Below are 19,178 nucleotides of genomic sequence, written 5' to 3' on the forward strand. Positions count from 1 at the left end.
ACTAAAAAAATGAAAAAAATAATCATCCTGTCGTTTGTATTATTATCTGCTGTTTCCTGTAGTGATTTTTTGGAACATGAACCAGTGGAATCCATCTCTATCAATACTCAGCTTTCTACAAAAAAAGGAATGCTGCAAGCATTAAATGGAGTGTATTATGAGATAAGAGCTACTTATTTTTCAGAAGTTAATTATACATACGGAGATCTTTTAGGAGGTAATTTAAAATTTTCTCCCAGATCTTCAGGGTCAATATCTATCGCTGCAAATGTTCAGAATATCTATCAGTTTGATGATGATACTTCGGATAGTGATTTATCGGGATTTTATGGAAATTGTTATGATGTTATTAGTAATATTAATCTCATTATTCAATATGTAGATGATCTTCCGGATGCCACAACAGTTGAAATTAACGAGATAAAAGCTGAAGCATTAGCGTTGCGAGCTTTTACACATTTTCAATTATATAAGTATTATGCTCAGAATTATACTTATACTTCAGACGCTTCTCACTTAGGAATTGTTTATAATACTGCACCTCTGAAAGTAGGAACAGATTATCCATCAAGAAAAACAGTCGCCGAGACTTTTGTCTTACTGGAGGATGACATAAATAAGGCATTGGCTTTTGTTCAGCCTGACCAAGCAATTACTTCGGGAGAGACCGTAAACTTCATTAATCCTACTGCTGTAAAAACAATTGCTGCTGAAATTGCATTATGGAAAAACGACTGGCAGAAAGCTTATGATTACAGTAATGATATTATTAAAAATTCAGGAATAAGCTTGACTCCTAAAAATGAACTTGTGTCCAATTGGGCTACATCGGAAAGAATTTGGGAAATTGGAAAAACAGTGAATGCATCTCCTCTTCAAAGTCTCTACAATATTGGTTTAACAACTTATGCCAATTATGTTGCTTCTGATGATATTTATACTATATACACTTCCGATGATCTCAGAAAAAATCTTTTTGAAGCTAAAAGTATAAAGACGGGTACCACAATGGTTCCTTACAACTTTACAAAAAAATATACAGGAACTACGAGTAATCTGGTGTATCGATTAAGTTTACTTTATTTCATCCGTGCAGAGGCTGCTTTACATCTAGGAAATACTTCTCAGGCTTTAGCAGATATCAATACTGTTAGAAATCGTGCAGGATTAGCAGCTTTAAATTCAATTTCGATTGATGTTTTACTGGAAGAAAAAAGAAAAGAATTTGTCTTTGAAAATCAATACTTCTTTGATTTAATGAGAAATCATAAAAATATTATAAGAAACAACGGATGTATTTCCAATAATTGCAATCCGACTTATCCAAGCAATAAATTTGTGGCTCCGATTCCTTATAAATCACTGAATATAAACAGCAACATGCAGCAAAACCCAGGATATTAGCAGAGTATTAATATATTTTAATGTAAACCTTCTGATGCTTTTGTTTCAGGAGGTTTTTTTATTTTAAATTTATCCTGAACGGATTAAAGAACAGGTTGCACATTAAAAAGAACTAAGTAATCTATCGGTAGTGTAGAAATCAAGCGAGGCTGAGAAACTAAAGCTTTTATGTGAATGTCAGTTCGGTAGACTATTATTAATTCTCCAAAAGTAGATAGTATTTTGTGGATGTAAGTTGTTTGAAAGAATTAGAAGTTTAATTCATATCATTCCAATTATTTCTTATTATAAAAAATGATTGAAATTAATAGAAGTGATATTTGTCATGTCATTCTTTGCCAATCGTTTCTATATAGTCCTGAAAGCTAATTTTTATTATTTATTAAATTTTTTTTTAAATGAAGTTTTGATAAATTATATTTATTTCTAATATTTGTGAATAATAAAATATTTGCTAAATATGGCAAACTAATAACAAAAAATAATAAAATATGAAAAAGTTTTGGACTATTGGGCTATTATCTGCCCTTACAGTTTTTAACAGTTGCAGCAATAATGAGAACATTGCTCAGGAAAATGATTTTGAAAAAGTTGAACAACTTTTAAAAATGAAAAAACCTTTCTCACAAAATCAAAGAAACAAACTTATTGTAAAGTACGGAAGTGCTGAGAATTTCTATAACGAAATAATAAAAAGAAAATCATTTATCGCTGATACCAAAATCAAGAAAACCCAAAGTAAATTAACTCCTTATGTCTTCAAGGTTAAGCTAATTATGCCTGATGGTGATCACACGATTGATTGTGATGAAAGTACTTATATTTATGATCAGGCAAATATTTCAGGAATTGATTTACCAATTTGTGACAGAGCTGGGTCTAGTAGTTCTTGCGTAGCAAAGCTTGTAGAAGGTGATGTTGATAATACCTTAAATAATTTCTTATCAGATGGACAGTTACAATTAGGATACAGATTACTATGTGTAGCATATGCATTAAGTGATTGTACATTAGAAACGCATAAAGAAGAAACATTACCTGATGTTTAATTATAAAAAAATGAAATTATCCCTAACAGTTTTAGGGGTAATTTTATTATCAGCATGTTCACAGAAAAAAGAGATTTTTACACAAAAAGAAAATAATGATGTATTTACAGACTCTATTATCTCATCTGTAGTAAAGGAAAACAAACAAATAAAAGTTGATAGTTTAATACAAATTGATTATTTAGCATATTCTTTTAAATATTTAAATAAAGATTTCAAGATTTTAATAGATAATAATTCCTTCAACAAATCTCTGAAGGAAAATCATTATATAGAAGAAAGAATAAAAAATTATTCAGACTCATTGGGAGTAGTTTTAATGTATGAATTAAATGATTGGGATGCCACAAGAATTGCTAAACAACAAATAACATTTTCTTGGAAAAGGCTTGGTTATTATTTACATAGAAGTGACAGAGATTTAAAAAACTTAAACATTAAGTATGAATATAAACATCCTTATTTGATGTTTAGACATTTTAAAAGTAATGATGAAGAATCTGAGTTTAAAAAAGCTGAAATTAATAGAATCAAAAATATTTTAGTAACTGATTTTAAACAAGATTATAATATGATTACTAAATTGTCTAATGAAGAAATACTGAATAAATCTTTTGAATTAAATCCTGAAATTATAAGAATGAGAAATGAAGCGGCGAAAGAACACCAAAAATTGCACCAGCATTAATCTTATTTAGTCATTCCTTAAAAACCAAGTAATATTTTGATTATCAGTTTTTATGCACTTATATTTCGTAAAAAATCGTTGTAAAAAATTGCAATAAATTGTATTTTTAGGATATAAAAAGTGGCAAAATGTTAGGCAAAATAAGAGAGGATTTACAGCAGAATTTATTCAAGACCAGGCTTACGGAGCTTATTAATATGGAGCATCCGGTGGTAAAATTAGCTGGGGAGATTTCCTGGGATAAAATGGAGTCAGAGTTTGAGAAATTATTTTCAGAAAACGGAAGACCTTCTATTGCTATCCGTAAAATAGCAGGAATGCTTTTGCTCAAGGAAATGTTTAAAGAAAGTGATGAAAGTGTAATAGAGAGATGGATTGAGAATGCGTATTGGCAATATTTTACCGGAGAAACCTTTTTCCAGACAGAGCAGCCTTTCGATCCGAGCAATTTTGTACACTTCAGAAAAAGAATTGGAGATAAGGGTTTGGAATTTCTTTTGGGACAAAGCGTTTCTCTCCATCCCAAAGCCAAAACAGAAGATGAAGTTCAGGTAGATACGACGGTTCAGGAGAAGAACATTACCTTTCCTACCGATGCCAAATTAGCAAAAAAAGTAATCGACAATTGTAGAAAAATAGCAGAAAAAGAGAGCGTTGTACAAAGACAAAGCTACAGAAGAGTGAGCAAACAATTATTGCGGGACGCTTTTTTTGGACATCATCCCAGAAGACAGAAGAAGGCAAAAATGGCGAGGAAAAAGCTCAGGACGATTGGTAAAAGAGTTCTTCGGGAATTGGAAAGAAAACTTCCTAAAGATGTTTTGAAAGGCTACGAAGACGTTTTTAAAATTTACCTTAAAGCACTCACCCAAGAACGTACCACGAAAGATAAAATTTACAGTCTTCACGAGCCACAAGTTGCGTGTATTGCGAAAGGAAAATCGGGAAAAGCATACGAGTTTGGGACAAAAGTAGCAGTAGTAAGAGGTCGGAAAACAGGGATCATCAGCTCGGTAAAGAGATTTTCTGGCAATCCTCACGATAGTAAAACTCTTGAAGAATCATTGGCACAGAGTGAGAGGGTAAGAAAATCCGTTGGCGGAACAAGACCTACGAAAGCCACTACAGACAGAGGATTTAAAGGAATCAAAGAAGTGGAAGGAACAGCAATTTTGCTTCCCGCAAAAAAAGAAAAAACAAAATATGGGCAACAAGTAGCCAGATTAAGATTCCGGGCAAGAGCAGCCATAGAACCTTGTATCTCTCATTTAAAAAGAAACCACTCCTTAGGATTAAACTTCCTGAAAGGAGTGGCTGGAGATATTAATAATGCATTATTAGCAGGGATTGGATACAATTTGAAGATGAGATTGAATCAAATCAAACAACAAATTCTTCTTTGGCTCGAACTTGTTCTCCGAATCTTTTTAGGCAAATATAATTTTCAAAGTCAAAAAACAGCTTTTTAAGGAGCGACTATTTATATTTTTAATTGAATCACTTTTGTCTGAATCAATAAAAATAATTTAAGAATACCTATTTTTGCCAAAATTTTAAGGATCAATGAAGAATGTCATAAGCTGGATAGTCGTTTTATTTTTAACCGTTTCTCTTTTAAACAATTGCCTGAGCAATAAAGTAAATAAAGAGATCAACGAAAAAGCCTCGTTTATGGCAAAACTGAGAAAACTCTATTCTTCAGGAGATTCTTCCAACTGGCCAAAAGCATTGCTTGATCCTGAGGCTGTTCCTCATTTTTCAGAAATTGGACATTTGCCGGAAGTTCAATATCCGCAAGACAATCCGTATTCTGCGGAAAAAGCTCTTTTGGGTAAAACACTTTTTTATGATCCACGACTTTCAGGTTCTAATCAGATTGCGTGCGCTTCATGCCATGATCCTGAATTGGGCTGGTGTGACAACAGAACATTTTCTTTCGGTCACGACAGGCAGTTAGGAAGCAGAAATGCGATGAGTATCCTCAATGTTGCCTATGCAGCAACATTATTCTGGGATGGCCGTGCTGCTTCTCTGGAAGATCAGTCTCAGATGCCGATTCAGGATAAAAAAGAAATGAGCGAACATATTGATATTGCTGCCGGAAAAATTGCCAAGATCAAAGGATATGAAGCTTTATTTGAAAAAGCTTTTGGTGATAAAATGGTCACTAAAGATAAAATCGCCAAAGCCATTGCCACTTTTGAACGTACCATTAAAAGTCCGCCAAGTAAATTTGATCAGTTTATTGATGGGAAAGAAGATGCTTTTACCGATAATGAATTGATGGGACTTCATTTGTTCAGAACCAAAGCGCAATGTATCAATTGTCATAATTCAGGATATTTTTCCAATAATCGTTTTGAAAATACAGGAACTTCTTTATTAGGATCGAAACAGGAAGATCTGGGAAGATATTTAGTAACCAAAAACCCTGAAGATGCCGGAAAATTCAGAGTAACTTCGCTTCGTGAAATTACCAGAACCGGTCCTTGGATGCATAACGGAGCATTTATGACGATGGTAGATGTTATTCAATTTTACAGCAAAGGAAATCCCGAGCCTCCTAAAAAACGCTCAACGGTTTATGAAGGTGTAACTTTACATTCTGAAAAATCGCAAATGCTGAGGTTGTTGGAACTTACAGACGAAGAAGTTGCCCAGTTAGAAGCTTTTTTAGGTACTTTATCTACAAAAACTCAAAGAATAACGCCGCCGCAATTGCCTCAGTAGTTTTCAATAGGTTCTGTTTTTAAAAAGCATCAAAAAGGGTGGGGTTCATTACTTCGCTGCCGATCTGATCTGGAATTTACCATATAAACACCCGTAAAATACGGTTAAAATTTTTTGTCGAATCTGCCTTCAACGATATTTATGATTTCTTCACCTGCATAACGGTTTAGTTTTAATTCAAATGTTCCGGAAACTATTTGGTTTTCAAGATCAAGACGGGTGATTTTAAGTTTACAATCGTATTTGTTATTATAAAAAATATCATCAAAACTTCGCGAAAAATAAATGGTATTATCGCTTTCTCCATTATTGGGAGTGATGGTGTATGTTTTATTTAATTCAAAATGATCAACCTGATAATTGATGTATATGCTATTGTTATCCTTAATTCCTTTTAAATAAATTCTTATATAAGTTCTATCTTTAATTTTCTCACAATAGGTGTGAATTCCAGGACCGTCATTGGTGTAGTTTTTTGTAGCAACCCATACTTTTCCGTCAATAATAGCACCTCCGGTTCTCGCTCCGGTCTGCGTTGCGGCAGGTAAAGTATCTGTATCTACATTTTTATCGTAATCACGATGACAAGAAGTGAAAATTGAAAATATAACGAGTAATATATAGATATTTTTCATATTGATTTCAGTTCAAATGGTTTTTATATAGTTTGTTTTTCAAAGATATAAAAAAGAGCAAAACTTCATTTTATTTGAAATTAAATTTTAATGAATTCTCTATTTTCCAGTGAAATAATTAATTTTGTTGTAGTTTATGCGAAAAGAAAATTCTACCAATTCGATGAATGAAAAAGCACTGCAAAATTTTTGCAATGCTTCTAAAACGTTAATGATGATCAGCGGTCGCTGGAAACTTTCGATTTTATTTAAATTGCTTGATGAAAATATCAATTATTCTGAATTTAAAGTTCTTTTACCGGAAATTAGTGACAGAACACTTTCTAAACAGCTGAATGAAATGATTCAGGATGAATTGATTTCCAAAGAGAAAGATAAAACCTCTTCCATTTATTCACTCACGGAAAAAGGGAGAAAATTACAACTTGTTTTGTCTTCATTATCAGATTTTCAGAAGTAAAATTTTAGCCAAAATTCACATTTTCTAAAAATTCAATCACTTCGCCATTCGGGCTGTAGACCAAACTGTTTTTTACATTTACTGATTTGTTTTTATTGATCAGATCCAATTGAAATACACCTTCGCTAAGATCTTTTGCTCCGTATTCCAGCGCTTTTGTTCTTGCAGATTCGGCATCTTTCACCATAAAACAGATGTGAAGTAAAGCATTTTCAGTATATTCTTCATTTTCCAGCCGCCTTCTTCCCTGTGTTGGCATTTCTGCATTTTTATCACATATTTCCAAATAATAATTGATTTTTTGATGATGAAGCATAGCACATTTTTCAAGATTAAATTCCGGTAGCGACCAGCCATGAACAACTTCAAATCCTAATTTTATGTAAAAACCAATCGTTTCTTCAAAATTCTGAGCTTTGATGGATACATGGTGAAAGGCGGTAATATTGTCTGATAATTCCATTTTTATATTTAAATTTTTATCAAAGGTAAAAAGCGAAATATTCTGATGAAAGGACTTACAAAATTGTTAGTTCTCGGTTTGTTAATTTCGAAAAGGAAAGAATTTCATCTTAATTATAAAAAATAAGTAAATTGTACATGAATCTTTATAAAATGATCTTACGAAAAATTACAATTGCAACATTCTCTGTATTAAGTATTTCCTTTTTTGCTCAAACTAAAAAAGAGATGTCAAAGCTTATTCAAAGTGAATTTGAATGGGCTGATAAGCAGTATAAATATTTAATGAAAACCGTTCCCGAAGATAAGATGCCTCAGTCTTTTAAAGACGGAAAGCTGATTACTAAAGATATTTCGTGGTGGTGTTCAGGATTTTATCCGGGCTCACTTTGGATGATCTACGAGCAGACGAAAGATCCGGAAATCCGAAAAGAAGCGGAAAAAAGGCTAAAAATGATTGAGCCTAATAAAACATTTACCCGCGATCATGATTTAGGCTTTATGATGTTCTGCAGCTTCGGAAATGCGTATAGAATTACAAAAAATCCTGAATATAAAAATATTATTCTTACCTCTGCCGAGTCCCTTTCAACAAGATTTCGCCCGAATATGCAAGCGATTTTATCGTGGGATAAAATGGCTGATTTCAAAGGCCCTGTGATTATCGATAACATGATGAATCTTGAAATGCTGATGTGGGCGTCCCAAAATGGAGGCTCTAAAAAGCTGGAAGAGGTGGCCGTTACACATGCCAATACAACGATTAAAAATCATTTCCGTCGGGATTTCAGTTCGTATCATGTCATTGATTACGATGTGAATACGGGAGATGTTTTAAACAAAAAAACATTTCAGGGATATGCCGATTCTTCGGCTTGGGCGCGCGGACAGGGTTGGGCTTTATATGGCTACACCATGATGTATCGGTTGACGAAAGATAAAAAATATGTAATGCAGGCTCAGAATATAGCGAAATTTATTCTTAATCATCCTTCGATGCCTGAAGATAAGATTCCGTACTGGGATTTTGATGATCCTAAAATTCCGAATGTTCCGAGAGATGCTTCAGCAGCAGCAATTATTGCTTCTGCGTTGCTTGAGCTTGGGCAATATTCAAATGGAGAAGAAAAGCAACATTATATTGATACCGCAAAGCAAATTATTGTGAGTTTATCCGGTGAAAAATATCAGGCAAAACTGAATGAAAATGGTGGATTTTTATTGATGCACAGCACAGGAGGATTGCCATTAAATTCAGAGATTGATGTTCCGCTGATTTATGCAGATTATTATTTTCTGGAAGCTCTAAAAAGATATAAAGATTGGTATTTATAGAGGTTTCGGGCAAACCGAAGATTTGCCCGAAACTCATTTTCAATTAATCTCCAGGCTTATGAACATGAGGTTTTAATTTTGGATGCTTAGGTCGAGTTTCTGGATTTACTCTTGACCTTTCATCAGGTGTTCCATCTTTTTTCTTTGGTTTGGGGCCTGTTTTGATTGCTTCAATTGTATTCATAAATTAAAATTTTGTATTACAATCAAAAATATTTAAACCATTTGTTTGCACCTTACGGAAAACCATAATCTATTTATATTACCATTCGTTCAGTGAAATAACTTCCGCCTGTTTCGGGAAAACTTTTTCCATTAAAACCTGATGAACTTCCGAATCGCTATCAGTGCAACAATCAGAGATTACAGTTAATTCAAAATCTTTGTCTGCCGCTTCTCTCACGGTTGAGAGCACAATCCCACTTGTTGCGATACCGGTTAAAACCAAATGCTGAATATTCATGCCTCGAAGAACAACTTCAAGATCGCTTCCGCTGAAAGCGCTCACACGGCGTTTGGTAACGATAATATCATCTTTTTCCACCTTTAAATCGGGATGAATCGTAGACCAGTCGCTCATATCAACATTTGCCAAATGTTTTTTGAATTCTGAGAAAATCTTATTATTCTCATTCACTTCAGGAATTCGGTTTCTGAATCCCAACACCACAAAAATAACCGGAATACCTTCTTCGCGGGCTTTTTTAATAGCTTTTGCTACATTGTTTACAAGGTTTGAAGAATCTTCTACGCGGTTTAAGATAGATAACTGCATATCCATTACCAGCAATGCTTTGTTCATAGTTCTATTTTTTAGATTATATTTTATTGATAAATTCTTCTTCGGATTGATCTAATAATCCCTGATCTACAGGTTTTGCTTTTGCTTTTTTAAATAATAAATTCCTGAAAAACAAGGCAATTAAAATTCCGAAAATTCCTTCAATTAACAATGTTTTTTGTGCTCCGATTCTTTCAGAAACAAAACCTGTCAGCAAACTTCCCAATGGAAGCATACCAAATATCGCGGTAAGCAGGATGCTGATGGCACGCGAACGCATTTCAGGAATCACCTCAGATTGTACGATAATATTACAGGTTGTAAACTGTGCTACTGCCCCGAACCCTGTAACTGCTGCGAAAAACATGGAAACATAAAAATTGGTAGTGTAAGAAAAACAAATCAGTCCAATGCTGAGGATAATCGAGCTCAGAATCAGAATATTTCTCATGGAAGTTCCTTTTTTTAATGAAGCTAAAATCACTGTTGCCAATACAGCTCCGGCTCCGATAAAGCTCGAAATATAACCGAAAGTCTGGGCATCTCCATTAAAAATTTCCTTTGCATACACGGGAATCAGCGTGTCATAAGGTAAAATGAAAAGTCCGGTAATACACAGCATCACAATCACCCACATAATAGAGGGTTGCTGCTTAATATATTTAAAACCTTCTGCCAATTCGGTAAAAGTTCCTTTTTTTATTGATTTTTTAGGAATGGTTTTAATTTTCATAAAATAAATAGAAGCCATAACAGCGGCAAAGCTTCCTGCATTGATCAGGAAGCAGGTTCCGGCTCCGAATTTCTGTAAAATAATTCCCGAAAGAGCAGGACCTAATAATTTTGCAAGACTTGCCATCGCAGCGCTGAGGGAAAGAGCACTTTGTAAATCGTCATCATCTTCGACGACTTCATTGATCATCGATTGGCGGGCAGGAACATCATAAGCATTAATAATTCCGAGGAAAACACTTAAGATTAAAAAGCTCCAGATATTCTGATGGCCTGTCATCACTAAAAAAGCCAATATTGAAGCCTGAATTAATGATAAGATCTGAGTGATCTGAACAATTTTGTAACGATTGTAACGGTCGGCTGCAACACCTCCGAATGCAGAAAATATAAACGATGGAAACTGTTCTGCAAAAATAGTCAATCCCAACATAAACGCAGAATGGGTCATGCTGTAAATCACCCAAACCACAGCAGTTCGTTGCATCCAGGTTCCAAACTGGGAAACGGAACGTCCGAAAAAGTAAAGGGTATAATTTGTACTTCTAAATGCCTGAAATGTACTGATATTAGAAATTTTGCTCATAATAAAAAGATGATTTGACAAATAATGTAAAAGTGTCAAATTTTAATTAAATTTTTTTAACTAATATGTTTAATAACCATTGAAGTTAAAGTATTTACGGTATCCTGCAGATTTTCAAAATTATTTTTCAAACCCATTTCACGCCTTATTCCGCGGATGCTGCTCAATAAAATAAAAATAATAGTTTCCTGTTCTTTCATTGAAACCTCCGGAATATTTTGAGTATTGATACTTTCTGAAAATGCTTTGAACAAAAGATTTCCTTCCGCCGTCATCAGTCGTTGATGAACTTCTCTGATAACTTCCGTGTGTCGCGATTTTTCTTCCGCATTCATTCCTGCTTCAATTGCGATGAAAAATGAGGTTCTTTCCTCAGAGGTTTTAATTTTAGTCATACAAAAAGCCTGAACTTTCTCTTCAAAAGTCTGCTTTTTATTCATATTAAAATCAATTTCAGAAATCACTTCTTTCACTAAATTATCCAAAACAGCCTGAAAAACTTCTTCGCGGTTTTTGAAATAGTAATAAATGGAAGTTCTGCTTTTGCCGATGGCTTTGGAAATATCATCCATGGTCACTTTTTTCATTCCAAACTTCAGATACAGCGCTGAAGCTGTTTTCAGAATTTGTGTTGAAAGCTGATCTTGTTCTGTGCCGGATGACATTTATTATAATTTGAATGCAAAATTATAAAATATTTGACAAAAATACAAATAATGTCAAATTGTTTTTAGTTAAAATTTTATGGCATGATAATAGGTTGATTTTACATACACAATCACCAAAATTAGTATAATATGAAATCAAAAGAAGCTTTTAGAGAAAGTCTTATAGGAAAAACCGTCGTGATAACAGGAGGAACCAGTGGAGTAGGACGTGCTACTGCTGAAGCCTTTGCATTGGAAGGTTGTAATATTATTATTGCCGCAAGAGGGCAGGAAGCACTTGACGAGACCGTTGCCTTATGCAGAGGCTTAGGAGTGGGCGCGAAAGGAATTCCGACTGATGTTTCTATTGCTTCCGATGTTCAGAATCTGGCGAATAAAGCTTTGCAATTTAACGGAAGAATAGACATCTGGGTGAATAATGCAGGCGTAATGTCGAGCGGGAGATTTGAAGAAATACCCATGGACATCAATGAGCAGGTGATCAAAACCAATCTTTTTGGGTATATGCACGGAGCCTATAGCGTATTGCCGATTTTCAAAAAGCAAGAAGACGGAATTCTGATCAATAATGTTTCTATTGGCGGATTTATGCCTGCTCCCTACAGTGCAGTTTATTCGGCTACAAAATTTGGAATCCGCGGGATGATGGAGTGTCTTCATGGTGAAATTTCAGATTTTAAAAATATTCATATCTGTAATTTGTATCCACAGATTCAACGTTCCACAGGAAATATGCACTCAGCGAAATTTTCTGGATTAGATTTTAAAATTCCTCCATTTGCAGCAGATCCAAGAGATACCGCTGCGAAAATTGTGGAACTGGCGAAAAATCCAAGAAAAGATCTGTTTCCGGATTTTACGTCACTGATGCTTAAAAATATATACGGATTATTTCCAAAACCGATTATCAATACAGCATCCGCGGGAATGCGACTGATGATGAAAGTGAAAAATGCACCACCGGATTCAGGAAATGTGTTGGAGCCTTCTTCAGAACCTCACCGAATTTATGGAGAGACCATTTTGCCCGTTCCTTCTAAAAATACAAAGATTGCCATGTTAGCAGGACTTGGGTTAGGTTTGGCGTATATGTTTTTGAAAGTGAAGACTTCGAAGAAATAGGAATATGTAAGACTTTTAGACAATAGACGGATAGATAATAGACGGATAGACAATAGACGGATAGATGATAGACGGATAGATAATAGACCATACATATTTTGTCTATAATCTATCCGTCTATCATCTTTCTGTCAAATAAAAATATTTTGCAATATTCCCTCCAGCTACTTGGCTCTTATTACTTTTGCCTTTTTACTTTTAAGGATTAAGGATTAGATTTCACAGCATCATACATCATTGAGTCCTTTTGCTGATCGGTATAATCGTATTTGTAATTATAAAAAGAAGATTCCCAGTCACCATATCCTACATTTGGAATAATGATGAATTTTTTTCCGAAATCATTAGCTGAATTTTTTACAGCCGATGATCTTTCTGCTTCTGTTTTCTTATCAAAAATATTCGAGAAATCTGCAAGGTTATCGCCTAAAAGTAAAACGATATTATAATTTTTAGCAATATCATTTCGTCTGCTTTCTTTACTGCTTTCTTTAGAACGTACAATTAGATTGTTTTCATTCTGAAGTGGGAAATTGTATTTTTTCAGATTCTTTAAAGTTCCGGTACGTTCATTTTCTGTACGGTTGGTTACATAATATACCTGAACACCTTTGCTGGCCGCATATTGGTAAAACTCCTGAGAACCGGTCAACGGAGTGGCTGCACCTTTCGCAGTCCATTCTTCCCAAGTTTTTTGGTCATAACTTTTACCCATTTTTGCTCTTTCAACAGCATAATAGGAATTATCAAGAAAAGTCTCATCAATATCTGAAACAATGGCTAAAGGTTTATCCGATTTTTGTGCTAAAGCCTCATCCAGACGCAATTTTGCAATATTATAAGCCTGCAGACAAAGGGCTTCATATTCGGCAGCCCTCTGCTGATAAAAAGCGGCATATATTTTCCCGTCACGATTAAGATTTTCGTAAGGCGTATGTTGAGCTGAAGTTTCTGGTGATGCTGTTTTACAAGATGTCATTAAAGCCAGCGCACAGCTTCCGATAATCAGACTGAAATTTTTCATTGAAATAAATTAGAGAGAAACAAAGCTATGACAATTTGATTTTTGTCACAACTTTTTTCCTGATTTCTGATGATTTCAAATCTTTATCAACTGATTTTCGGAGAATTATAATGTTGATTTTAAGCTAATCTAAATTTGACTTATTTAATTAAAATTTATAAACAATAGCATTAATATTCATTCCCGCCCCCACTGAAGCAAAAAGTACAATATCTCCTTTTTCTATTTGATGAAGGTCTAATTCATCCTTCAGAATCATCGATAATAAAGAAGGAATAGTTGCTACACTGCTGTTTCCTAGCTTTTCAATAACCATCGGCATTACATTTTCCGGAACTTGCTTGTCGTAAAGTTGGTAAAATCTTTCAACAATTGCTTCATCCATCTTTTCATTAGCCTGATGAATAATAATTTTGTTCAGCTGATCGATAGAATATCCGCTTTTATCAAGACATTGTTTCATCGCATCCGGAACCTTTACCAAGGCAAATTCATAGATCTTTCTGCCATCCATTTTAATGTATTTGGTATCCTGGCAAGCATCATTATTATATGATTTTCCAAAGTATAAATAATCTTTTTCTTTGAAAGTAAAGGAAGCCGAAAGATGAGATTTTAGCCCCGATTCATCGCTACTTGTTTCTAAAACCACAGCTCCTGCGCCATCGGCATAGATCATACTGTCTCTGTCGTGAATATCAACTACTCGGGAAAGTGTTTCCGCACCGATTACCAAACATTTTTTAGCAATACCTGATCTGATAAAAGCATTGGCTTGAATCACACCTTCAATCCAGCCCGGACAACCGAACAGAACATCATAGGCAACACAGAAATTATTTTTTATCTGAAGTAAATGTTTCACTCGCGCCGCAAGACAAGGCACGGCATCCGATTGCACAGTTCCGAATTTTACATCACCAAAATTATGAGCAAATATAATATAATCAAGCGTTTCCGGATCTATTCCTGAATCTTCGATGGCCTTTTGAGCGGCTATTAATCCCAAGTCAGAAGTTACCTGATCGGCACTCGCATACCGCCTTTCTTCAATTCCTGTGATTTTTTTGAGTTTTGAGGTTATGGTTGCATTGTTCTCCTTTAGAGCGCTACCATCCTGACTTAAAAATAGGTGGTTATCGAAAAATAAATTAGTAATCGTTTCTGAAGGGATATAGTTTCCCACTCCGATAATCTTGCTTGTCATTTATACTTTGATATTCAGTATTTTAAATGTTAGAGGCCTGAATAAGTGCGTAAATATAATGATTAAATAGTAGAATTTGAATTTATTAGTAAAAGTTAATATAATTTAATAGAGTTTAGCATAATAACCGTTCTCCTTTTGAGTGTGATTTAATGAAAAATGAAATTTAATGAAAATGTGTCAATTTAGATTGTTTCAAAATAAAAAACCACTACCAATCAGTGCGATGGCAATGGTTTTTGAAATTTGTTAGTACGAATATTATTTTTAAACTACTTCATATTGGCTTTAATTTTTTCTTCTACATTTCTCCAGTCATAGATATGAAAAACTCGCCCGTTGCTCATCGCTACGAAGATGCCTTTCGGATATTTTGGACCTAAATTCACATGGGTTACCTCTGAACCATCACTTTCTTTTGTGGAGACAGGTATCTCGGCAATAATCCCTTTCGACGGATTTTCTCTTAAATAGACATTAAAAGTATCTTTCTGCTGATTGGAAACCAGAATATAACCCGTATTCGATGAAGTAGGGTAGATGGAAATTCCTTCTACATCAGATTTAAAATCTCCTTTTCCAAAAACGGCTAATTCTTCATTTCCTTTTGCCGGATCAGCGTAATATTGGTGAACGCCAAACTGCTCATCGGAATAATAGATATAACCCATTTCATCATCAACAGCAATACTTTCAATTTCCTTTAAGCCGCTGTATTTTCCGAATTTTCTTACAACTTCACCTGTAATCTTTCCGCCTTTTTCAACTAATTTATATTGCCAAAGATAGCCGTCACTTGGTCCCGATTTTCTTCCGGCAATCACAAAAATTTCTTCAGTCTGAGGATTTTTGTAGATTGAAATTCCCATCGGTCCGCGTTCAGTTTCTCCGTCAAAAACAGAGAATTCTCCCACTTCTTTTAAATCAGGAAGAGAATATAATTTCACTTTATTGGTTTCCCGTTCGGTAACGGCAGCAACATCGATTCTGTTTCCATTTAAAGTAAATCCGTATTCAAGATCCACATTGTTCGGACGTTTTAATCCGACTACTTTATTGATGATCTTTCCGTCCAGATCAAAAGCGTACAAACCACCGTCGGTATCTTTGTCTGTGCCAATGATGATGCTTTTTGATGCATCCTGAGGATTGATCCAGATCGCGGGATCATCCGTATCATGAACCACTGTTTCAGTGATTACACTTGGTTTTAATTTTTTTCCTAACTGGCTTTGTCCGGTACAGCTTAAGACAAACGGTAATACGGATAGCGCGATAATATAATTGACTCTTTTCATTTAAATTTTTCTAATTAAGACCTGATATTTTACACTGATTTAAATTTGATTTTATTAAAAATCAAATTTTACCCCCATTGTAAATCTTGGTCTGTAATATTCTGCCTGTGCGGTTCTGCTTTGGACTCCCTGGTAATATCTTAACGGCTGATTGGTTAAATTATTGGCTTCGGCAAATATCCGTAGCTTACTTGTGATTTTATAAGAGGCATTGGCGTCAAGGAAAATCTGTTTGTCATAATAACGGTCCTCAAAAGCATTTCCGCCCAATTCATCGATATAATGAGACGCATAGTTCATAGAAACTCTTGCTGAAAAACGTTTGTTTTCCCATGAAAGCGACCCGTTGAACATGTGGGGAGCAGCACCCGGAAGTCCAACGTCTGTTCTTTCATCACCATCTTCGTTGGTAATTCCTTTGGCTTTAGATTTTGTGTAGGTATAATTTACATATACTCCCAAACCTTTCCAAAATGCTCCGGGAATAAAGTCTAACTGTCTTTGTAATGCGACTTCAAATCCATAAATATCAACATTGTCTCCATTTCTCTGCTGGGTAAATCTCCAGTTGTTCTGCCCGGCAGGAATAGGGTTGGACTGCCCTGCAAAATCATTCGCAAAATCGTTTGCAGAATAGTTTCTTTTCGTATAAGTATAGATGAAATTGTTCAAATTTTTATAGAAAAGACCTCCCGAAAGAATGCCGACTGATTTGAAATATTTCTCCGCCATAAAATCAAAGTTATAAGCGTAGGTCGCTTTCAGGTTCGGGTTTCCGGCTGCAATGGTTTCATCCCCTGAAATAACATTTAAATAAGGAACCAATGAGTAGTAGTTAGGTCTTGCCAAAGCCGTTGTAAAAGCAGCGCGAAGCACTAAATCCTGCATTGGAACATATTTGAAAGACAGGTTAGGAAGTACATTGGTATAGGTATTTGTATTGGAGATTTTTCCTACCAAATCTTCTTCGTCCATCACATAATTTCCGGTATAATCAATTTTTGTGGTTTCAATACGTGCTCCCACAATCATGGATAATTGATCATTAAAATCCTGATCCCATCGGATGTATCCTGCGTAGATATTTTCCTTTGCGCTGTAATTGCTGGAAAGGAATTCTTCAGGTTTTGATTCGCCATTGAATAAACCAGGATTAAATAAATCCAAACCTCCCATATAAGAAGGGTTTACAAAAGTTCCCGGAACATAATTTCCTGCCTGAAAATTGTTTCCGTTTAAATTAACGGTCGGTACAGAAAGTAAGCTTCCCATATCATTGATTGGCTCAAAAGCATAATAATCATTTACCCTTTCTTTGTTCTTTAAACGAAGTCTTCCTCCCACACGAATTCTCCCTTTCTGATCCTGAATCACGGAAAAAGGAAAACGCAAATTCACTTTAGCTCCAAATTCTTTTTCCTGGGTGAAATCGTTTGCATCAGAAAGATCACTTAACGAATAATTTCCGAGATTTTCCGCTCCAATTGTTGAGATCATCGGTCTGTAAGAATCGCTGAAATCAGTGTTAAATTTCAAACCGTCGCTTTCAAATTCAATATAACGCTGATGCGGTTTTTTCTCGCTTGCCATGGCGTAGTTCATCGACCAGTCCAAATCTATTTTTGAACCTAAAACGTGCTCTCCGCGTAACGCGTAATTCTGAACTTTCTGTCTTTCAAGACGGGCATTGTCATTATTGAAATCTCCGCCTTTATTTTGTCTCGTCATGCTTCCTTTCCAACCTGTAATTTCCGTTTCGTCATCGTTGTAAACAGGTTTAATTTTATAGCCTAAAGCATAACGGTTTTCTCTGTCGGTTCTGAAATTATACATCGCCGAAGCATAGATCTTGTTTTTAGAATTGAATTCATAATCAAGATTAAGGTCAAAACTGTGTCTGATACGCTGAACATCATAATAACGGATTCCCATTTTGCTCACATAAGCCGTTTGTGCGGCATCATTCGCAAGGCTCCATGTTGGTTCAATATTATCAGATCCGAAATTGTTATTGTTATAAGAAAAACTGAAAACTGCACCCAATTTTTTATTTAAAAAACGGTCTCCATACACCAATCCGGCAGTATAATTTCCTTTTTCACGAATCGGGTTATACCCTCCGGCTAAAGTTGCAGAAATTCTCTGTCCGTTCGGAGAAGCCCTTGTAATAAGGTTTACAGAACCTCCGATCGCATCAGCATCCATATCGGGAGTTAAGGTTTTATTCACTTCAATGGTAGAAATCATATCAGAAGGAATCAAATCCATCTGAACATTTCTGTTGTCGCCTTCTGCAGACGGAATTCTGTCTCCGTTCAGCGTTACAGAATTTAAATTAGGCGCCAAACCTCTGATAATTAAATTTCTAGCTTCCCCCTGGTCGTTCTGGATGGTAATTCCGGGAACACGCTTCAAAGCATCACCAATATTGGCATCCGGAAAACGACCGACTTGGTCAGAAGAAATTACATTCGTAATGTTAGCGTTGTTTTTCTGTTTGTTTAAAGCTCTTGCCTGGTTTTTCAGCGTTCCGCCGCTTACCACAACTTCCTGAATGGTGGTCTCTTTTTTAGCAAAAACAATATTCTGTTTTGTATTTTTATCAGATTCTACAGTTACGTTGTATTCATGCGCTCCGTAGCCTAAATAATCCACTTTCATGGTATAAGTTCCGGCAGGAACGTTCAGGAAAATAAAATTTCCGTGTTCGTCTGATGTGGTGTAAATATTCCCCGGTGTCAGGGCAATTTTGGCTCCGGGTAATGCGATTTTAGAATCATCATTAATATTTCCCGAAACTGTACCACTCTGTGCATAAAAATAAATAGAAGCACACAATAAAACAGAAGTTAAAATTTTCTTCACTTTTCTTTCTTTAGATTTAAATTCTGGCAAAATTAAACGGTAGTTTAGAAAATCCTTTGAATATAAGATTAAGGTTGTTTTAACGAATTGTTAATAGAATTAATGGTTTTGAAAGATCTGGCGGATGATTTT

General features: G+C 35.0%; 18 protein-coding genes. 8 read left to right on the forward strand and 10 right to left on the reverse strand.

Features of this window, described 5'->3' with window-relative positions; genetic code table 11:
• Positions 1 to 9 precede the first annotated feature (9 nt).
• The 5 genes from VUJ46_RS01060 (at position 10) to VUJ46_RS01080 (ending at position 5,871) form a co-directional block, all read left to right on the forward strand.
• Positions 10 to 1,404: a RagB/SusD family nutrient uptake outer membrane protein gene (locus VUJ46_RS01060; protein WP_326983168.1), complete on the forward strand. Its 1,395-nt coding sequence runs from the start codon at positions 10 to 12 to the stop codon at positions 1,402 to 1,404.
• Between the two features lie 491 nt (positions 1,405 to 1,895).
• Entirely contained in the window at positions 1,896 to 2,453 is a 558-nt protein-coding gene (locus VUJ46_RS01065; RefSeq protein WP_326983169.1) for a 2Fe-2S iron-sulfur cluster-binding protein, read from the forward strand.
• Positions 2,454 to 2,463: 10 nt separating this feature from the next.
• Complete coding sequence (locus VUJ46_RS01070; RefSeq protein ID WP_326983170.1) at positions 2,464 to 3,141, forward strand: hypothetical protein; 678 nt, start codon at positions 2,464 to 2,466, stop codon at positions 3,139 to 3,141.
• A 128-nt stretch (positions 3,142 to 3,269) separates the two neighbouring features.
• Positions 3,270 to 4,610, forward strand: a complete 1,341-nt coding sequence (locus tag VUJ46_RS01075) for an IS5 family transposase (protein ID WP_326981209.1) — start codon at positions 3,270 to 3,272, stop codon at positions 4,608 to 4,610.
• A 94-nt stretch (positions 4,611 to 4,704) separates the two neighbouring features.
• Entirely contained in the window at positions 4,705 to 5,871 is a 1,167-nt protein-coding gene (locus VUJ46_RS01080; RefSeq protein WP_326983171.1) for a cytochrome-c peroxidase, read from the forward strand.
• A 104-nt stretch (positions 5,872 to 5,975) separates the two neighbouring features.
• Here VUJ46_RS01080 and VUJ46_RS01085 read toward each other — a convergent pair whose 3' ends face one another.
• The gene (locus VUJ46_RS01085; RefSeq protein ID WP_326983172.1) at positions 5,976 to 6,506 is read right to left on the reverse strand and encodes a hypothetical protein; all 531 of its coding nucleotides are present in this window, start codon (positions 6,504 to 6,506) and stop codon (positions 5,976 to 5,978) included.
• A 136-nt stretch (positions 6,507 to 6,642) separates the two neighbouring features.
• Here VUJ46_RS01085 and VUJ46_RS01090 point away from each other — a divergent pair, with 136 nt between their 5' ends.
• Positions 6,643 to 6,966, forward strand: coding sequence for a winged helix-turn-helix transcriptional regulator (locus VUJ46_RS01090; protein ID WP_326983173.1), 324 nt, complete (start codon positions 6,643 to 6,645; stop codon positions 6,964 to 6,966).
• A gap of 4 nt (positions 6,967 to 6,970) precedes the next feature.
• Here VUJ46_RS01090 and VUJ46_RS01095 read toward each other — a convergent pair whose 3' ends face one another.
• Entirely contained in the window at positions 6,971 to 7,429 is a 459-nt protein-coding gene (locus VUJ46_RS01095) for a VOC family protein (protein ID WP_326983174.1), read from the reverse strand.
• 227 nt (positions 7,430 to 7,656) lie between these two features.
• On the opposite strand from VUJ46_RS01095, the gene VUJ46_RS01100 reads away from it, so the two are divergent.
• Complete coding sequence (locus VUJ46_RS01100) at positions 7,657 to 8,763, forward strand: glycoside hydrolase family 88 protein (protein WP_326983175.1); 1,107 nt, start codon at positions 7,657 to 7,659, stop codon at positions 8,761 to 8,763.
• A gap of 43 nt (positions 8,764 to 8,806) precedes the next feature.
• Here VUJ46_RS01100 and VUJ46_RS01105 read toward each other — a convergent pair whose 3' ends face one another.
• The 4 genes from VUJ46_RS01105 to VUJ46_RS01120 form a co-directional block, all read right to left on the reverse strand.
• A complete protein-coding gene (locus tag VUJ46_RS01105; RefSeq protein ID WP_326983176.1) occupies positions 8,807 to 8,947 on the reverse strand; it encodes a hypothetical protein in 141 nt (46 codons plus the stop codon).
• A 78-nt stretch (positions 8,948 to 9,025) separates the two neighbouring features.
• On the reverse strand, positions 9,026 to 9,565 hold the full coding sequence (locus tag VUJ46_RS01110; protein WP_326983177.1) for a cysteine hydrolase family protein: 540 nt from the start codon (positions 9,563 to 9,565) through the stop codon (positions 9,026 to 9,028).
• 16 nt (positions 9,566 to 9,581) lie between these two features.
• Complete coding sequence (locus VUJ46_RS01115; RefSeq protein ID WP_326983178.1) at positions 9,582 to 10,862, reverse strand: MFS transporter; 1,281 nt, start codon at positions 10,860 to 10,862, stop codon at positions 9,582 to 9,584.
• Positions 10,863 to 10,918: 56 nt separating this feature from the next.
• Positions 10,919 to 11,527 (reverse strand): TetR/AcrR family transcriptional regulator, encoded by a 609-nt coding sequence (locus VUJ46_RS01120; protein WP_326983179.1) that lies wholly within the window; start codon positions 11,525 to 11,527, stop codon positions 10,919 to 10,921.
• Positions 11,528 to 11,659: 132 nt separating this feature from the next.
• Between VUJ46_RS01120 and VUJ46_RS01125 the strand changes: the two genes are divergently transcribed.
• On the forward strand, positions 11,660 to 12,652 hold the full coding sequence (locus VUJ46_RS01125; protein WP_326983180.1) for an SDR family NAD(P)-dependent oxidoreductase: 993 nt from the start codon (positions 11,660 to 11,662) through the stop codon (positions 12,650 to 12,652).
• 205 nt (positions 12,653 to 12,857) lie between these two features.
• On the opposite strand, the gene VUJ46_RS01130 is transcribed toward VUJ46_RS01125, so the two are convergent.
• The 4 genes from VUJ46_RS01130 to VUJ46_RS01145 form a co-directional block, all read right to left on the reverse strand.
• Positions 12,858 to 13,676, reverse strand: coding sequence for a 5'-nucleotidase, lipoprotein e(P4) family (locus tag VUJ46_RS01130; RefSeq protein WP_326983181.1), 819 nt, complete (start codon positions 13,674 to 13,676; stop codon positions 12,858 to 12,860).
• Positions 13,677 to 13,824: 148 nt separating this feature from the next.
• Complete coding sequence (locus VUJ46_RS01135) at positions 13,825 to 14,883, reverse strand: 3-oxoacyl-ACP synthase III family protein (protein ID WP_326983182.1); 1,059 nt, start codon at positions 14,881 to 14,883, stop codon at positions 13,825 to 13,827.
• Between the two features lie 272 nt (positions 14,884 to 15,155).
• Entirely contained in the window at positions 15,156 to 16,181 is a 1,026-nt protein-coding gene (locus tag VUJ46_RS01140) for a phytase (protein ID WP_326983183.1), read from the reverse strand.
• 54 nt (positions 16,182 to 16,235) lie between these two features.
• Positions 16,236 to 19,046 (reverse strand): TonB-dependent receptor, encoded by a 2,811-nt coding sequence (locus VUJ46_RS01145; protein ID WP_326983184.1) that lies wholly within the window; start codon positions 19,044 to 19,046, stop codon positions 16,236 to 16,238.
• Positions 19,047 to 19,178: the final 132 nt, after the last annotated feature.

The sequence above is a fragment of the Chryseobacterium sp. MYb264 genome, from assembly GCF_035974275.1.
GTDB lineage: Bacteria > Bacteroidota > Bacteroidia > Flavobacteriales > Weeksellaceae > Chryseobacterium.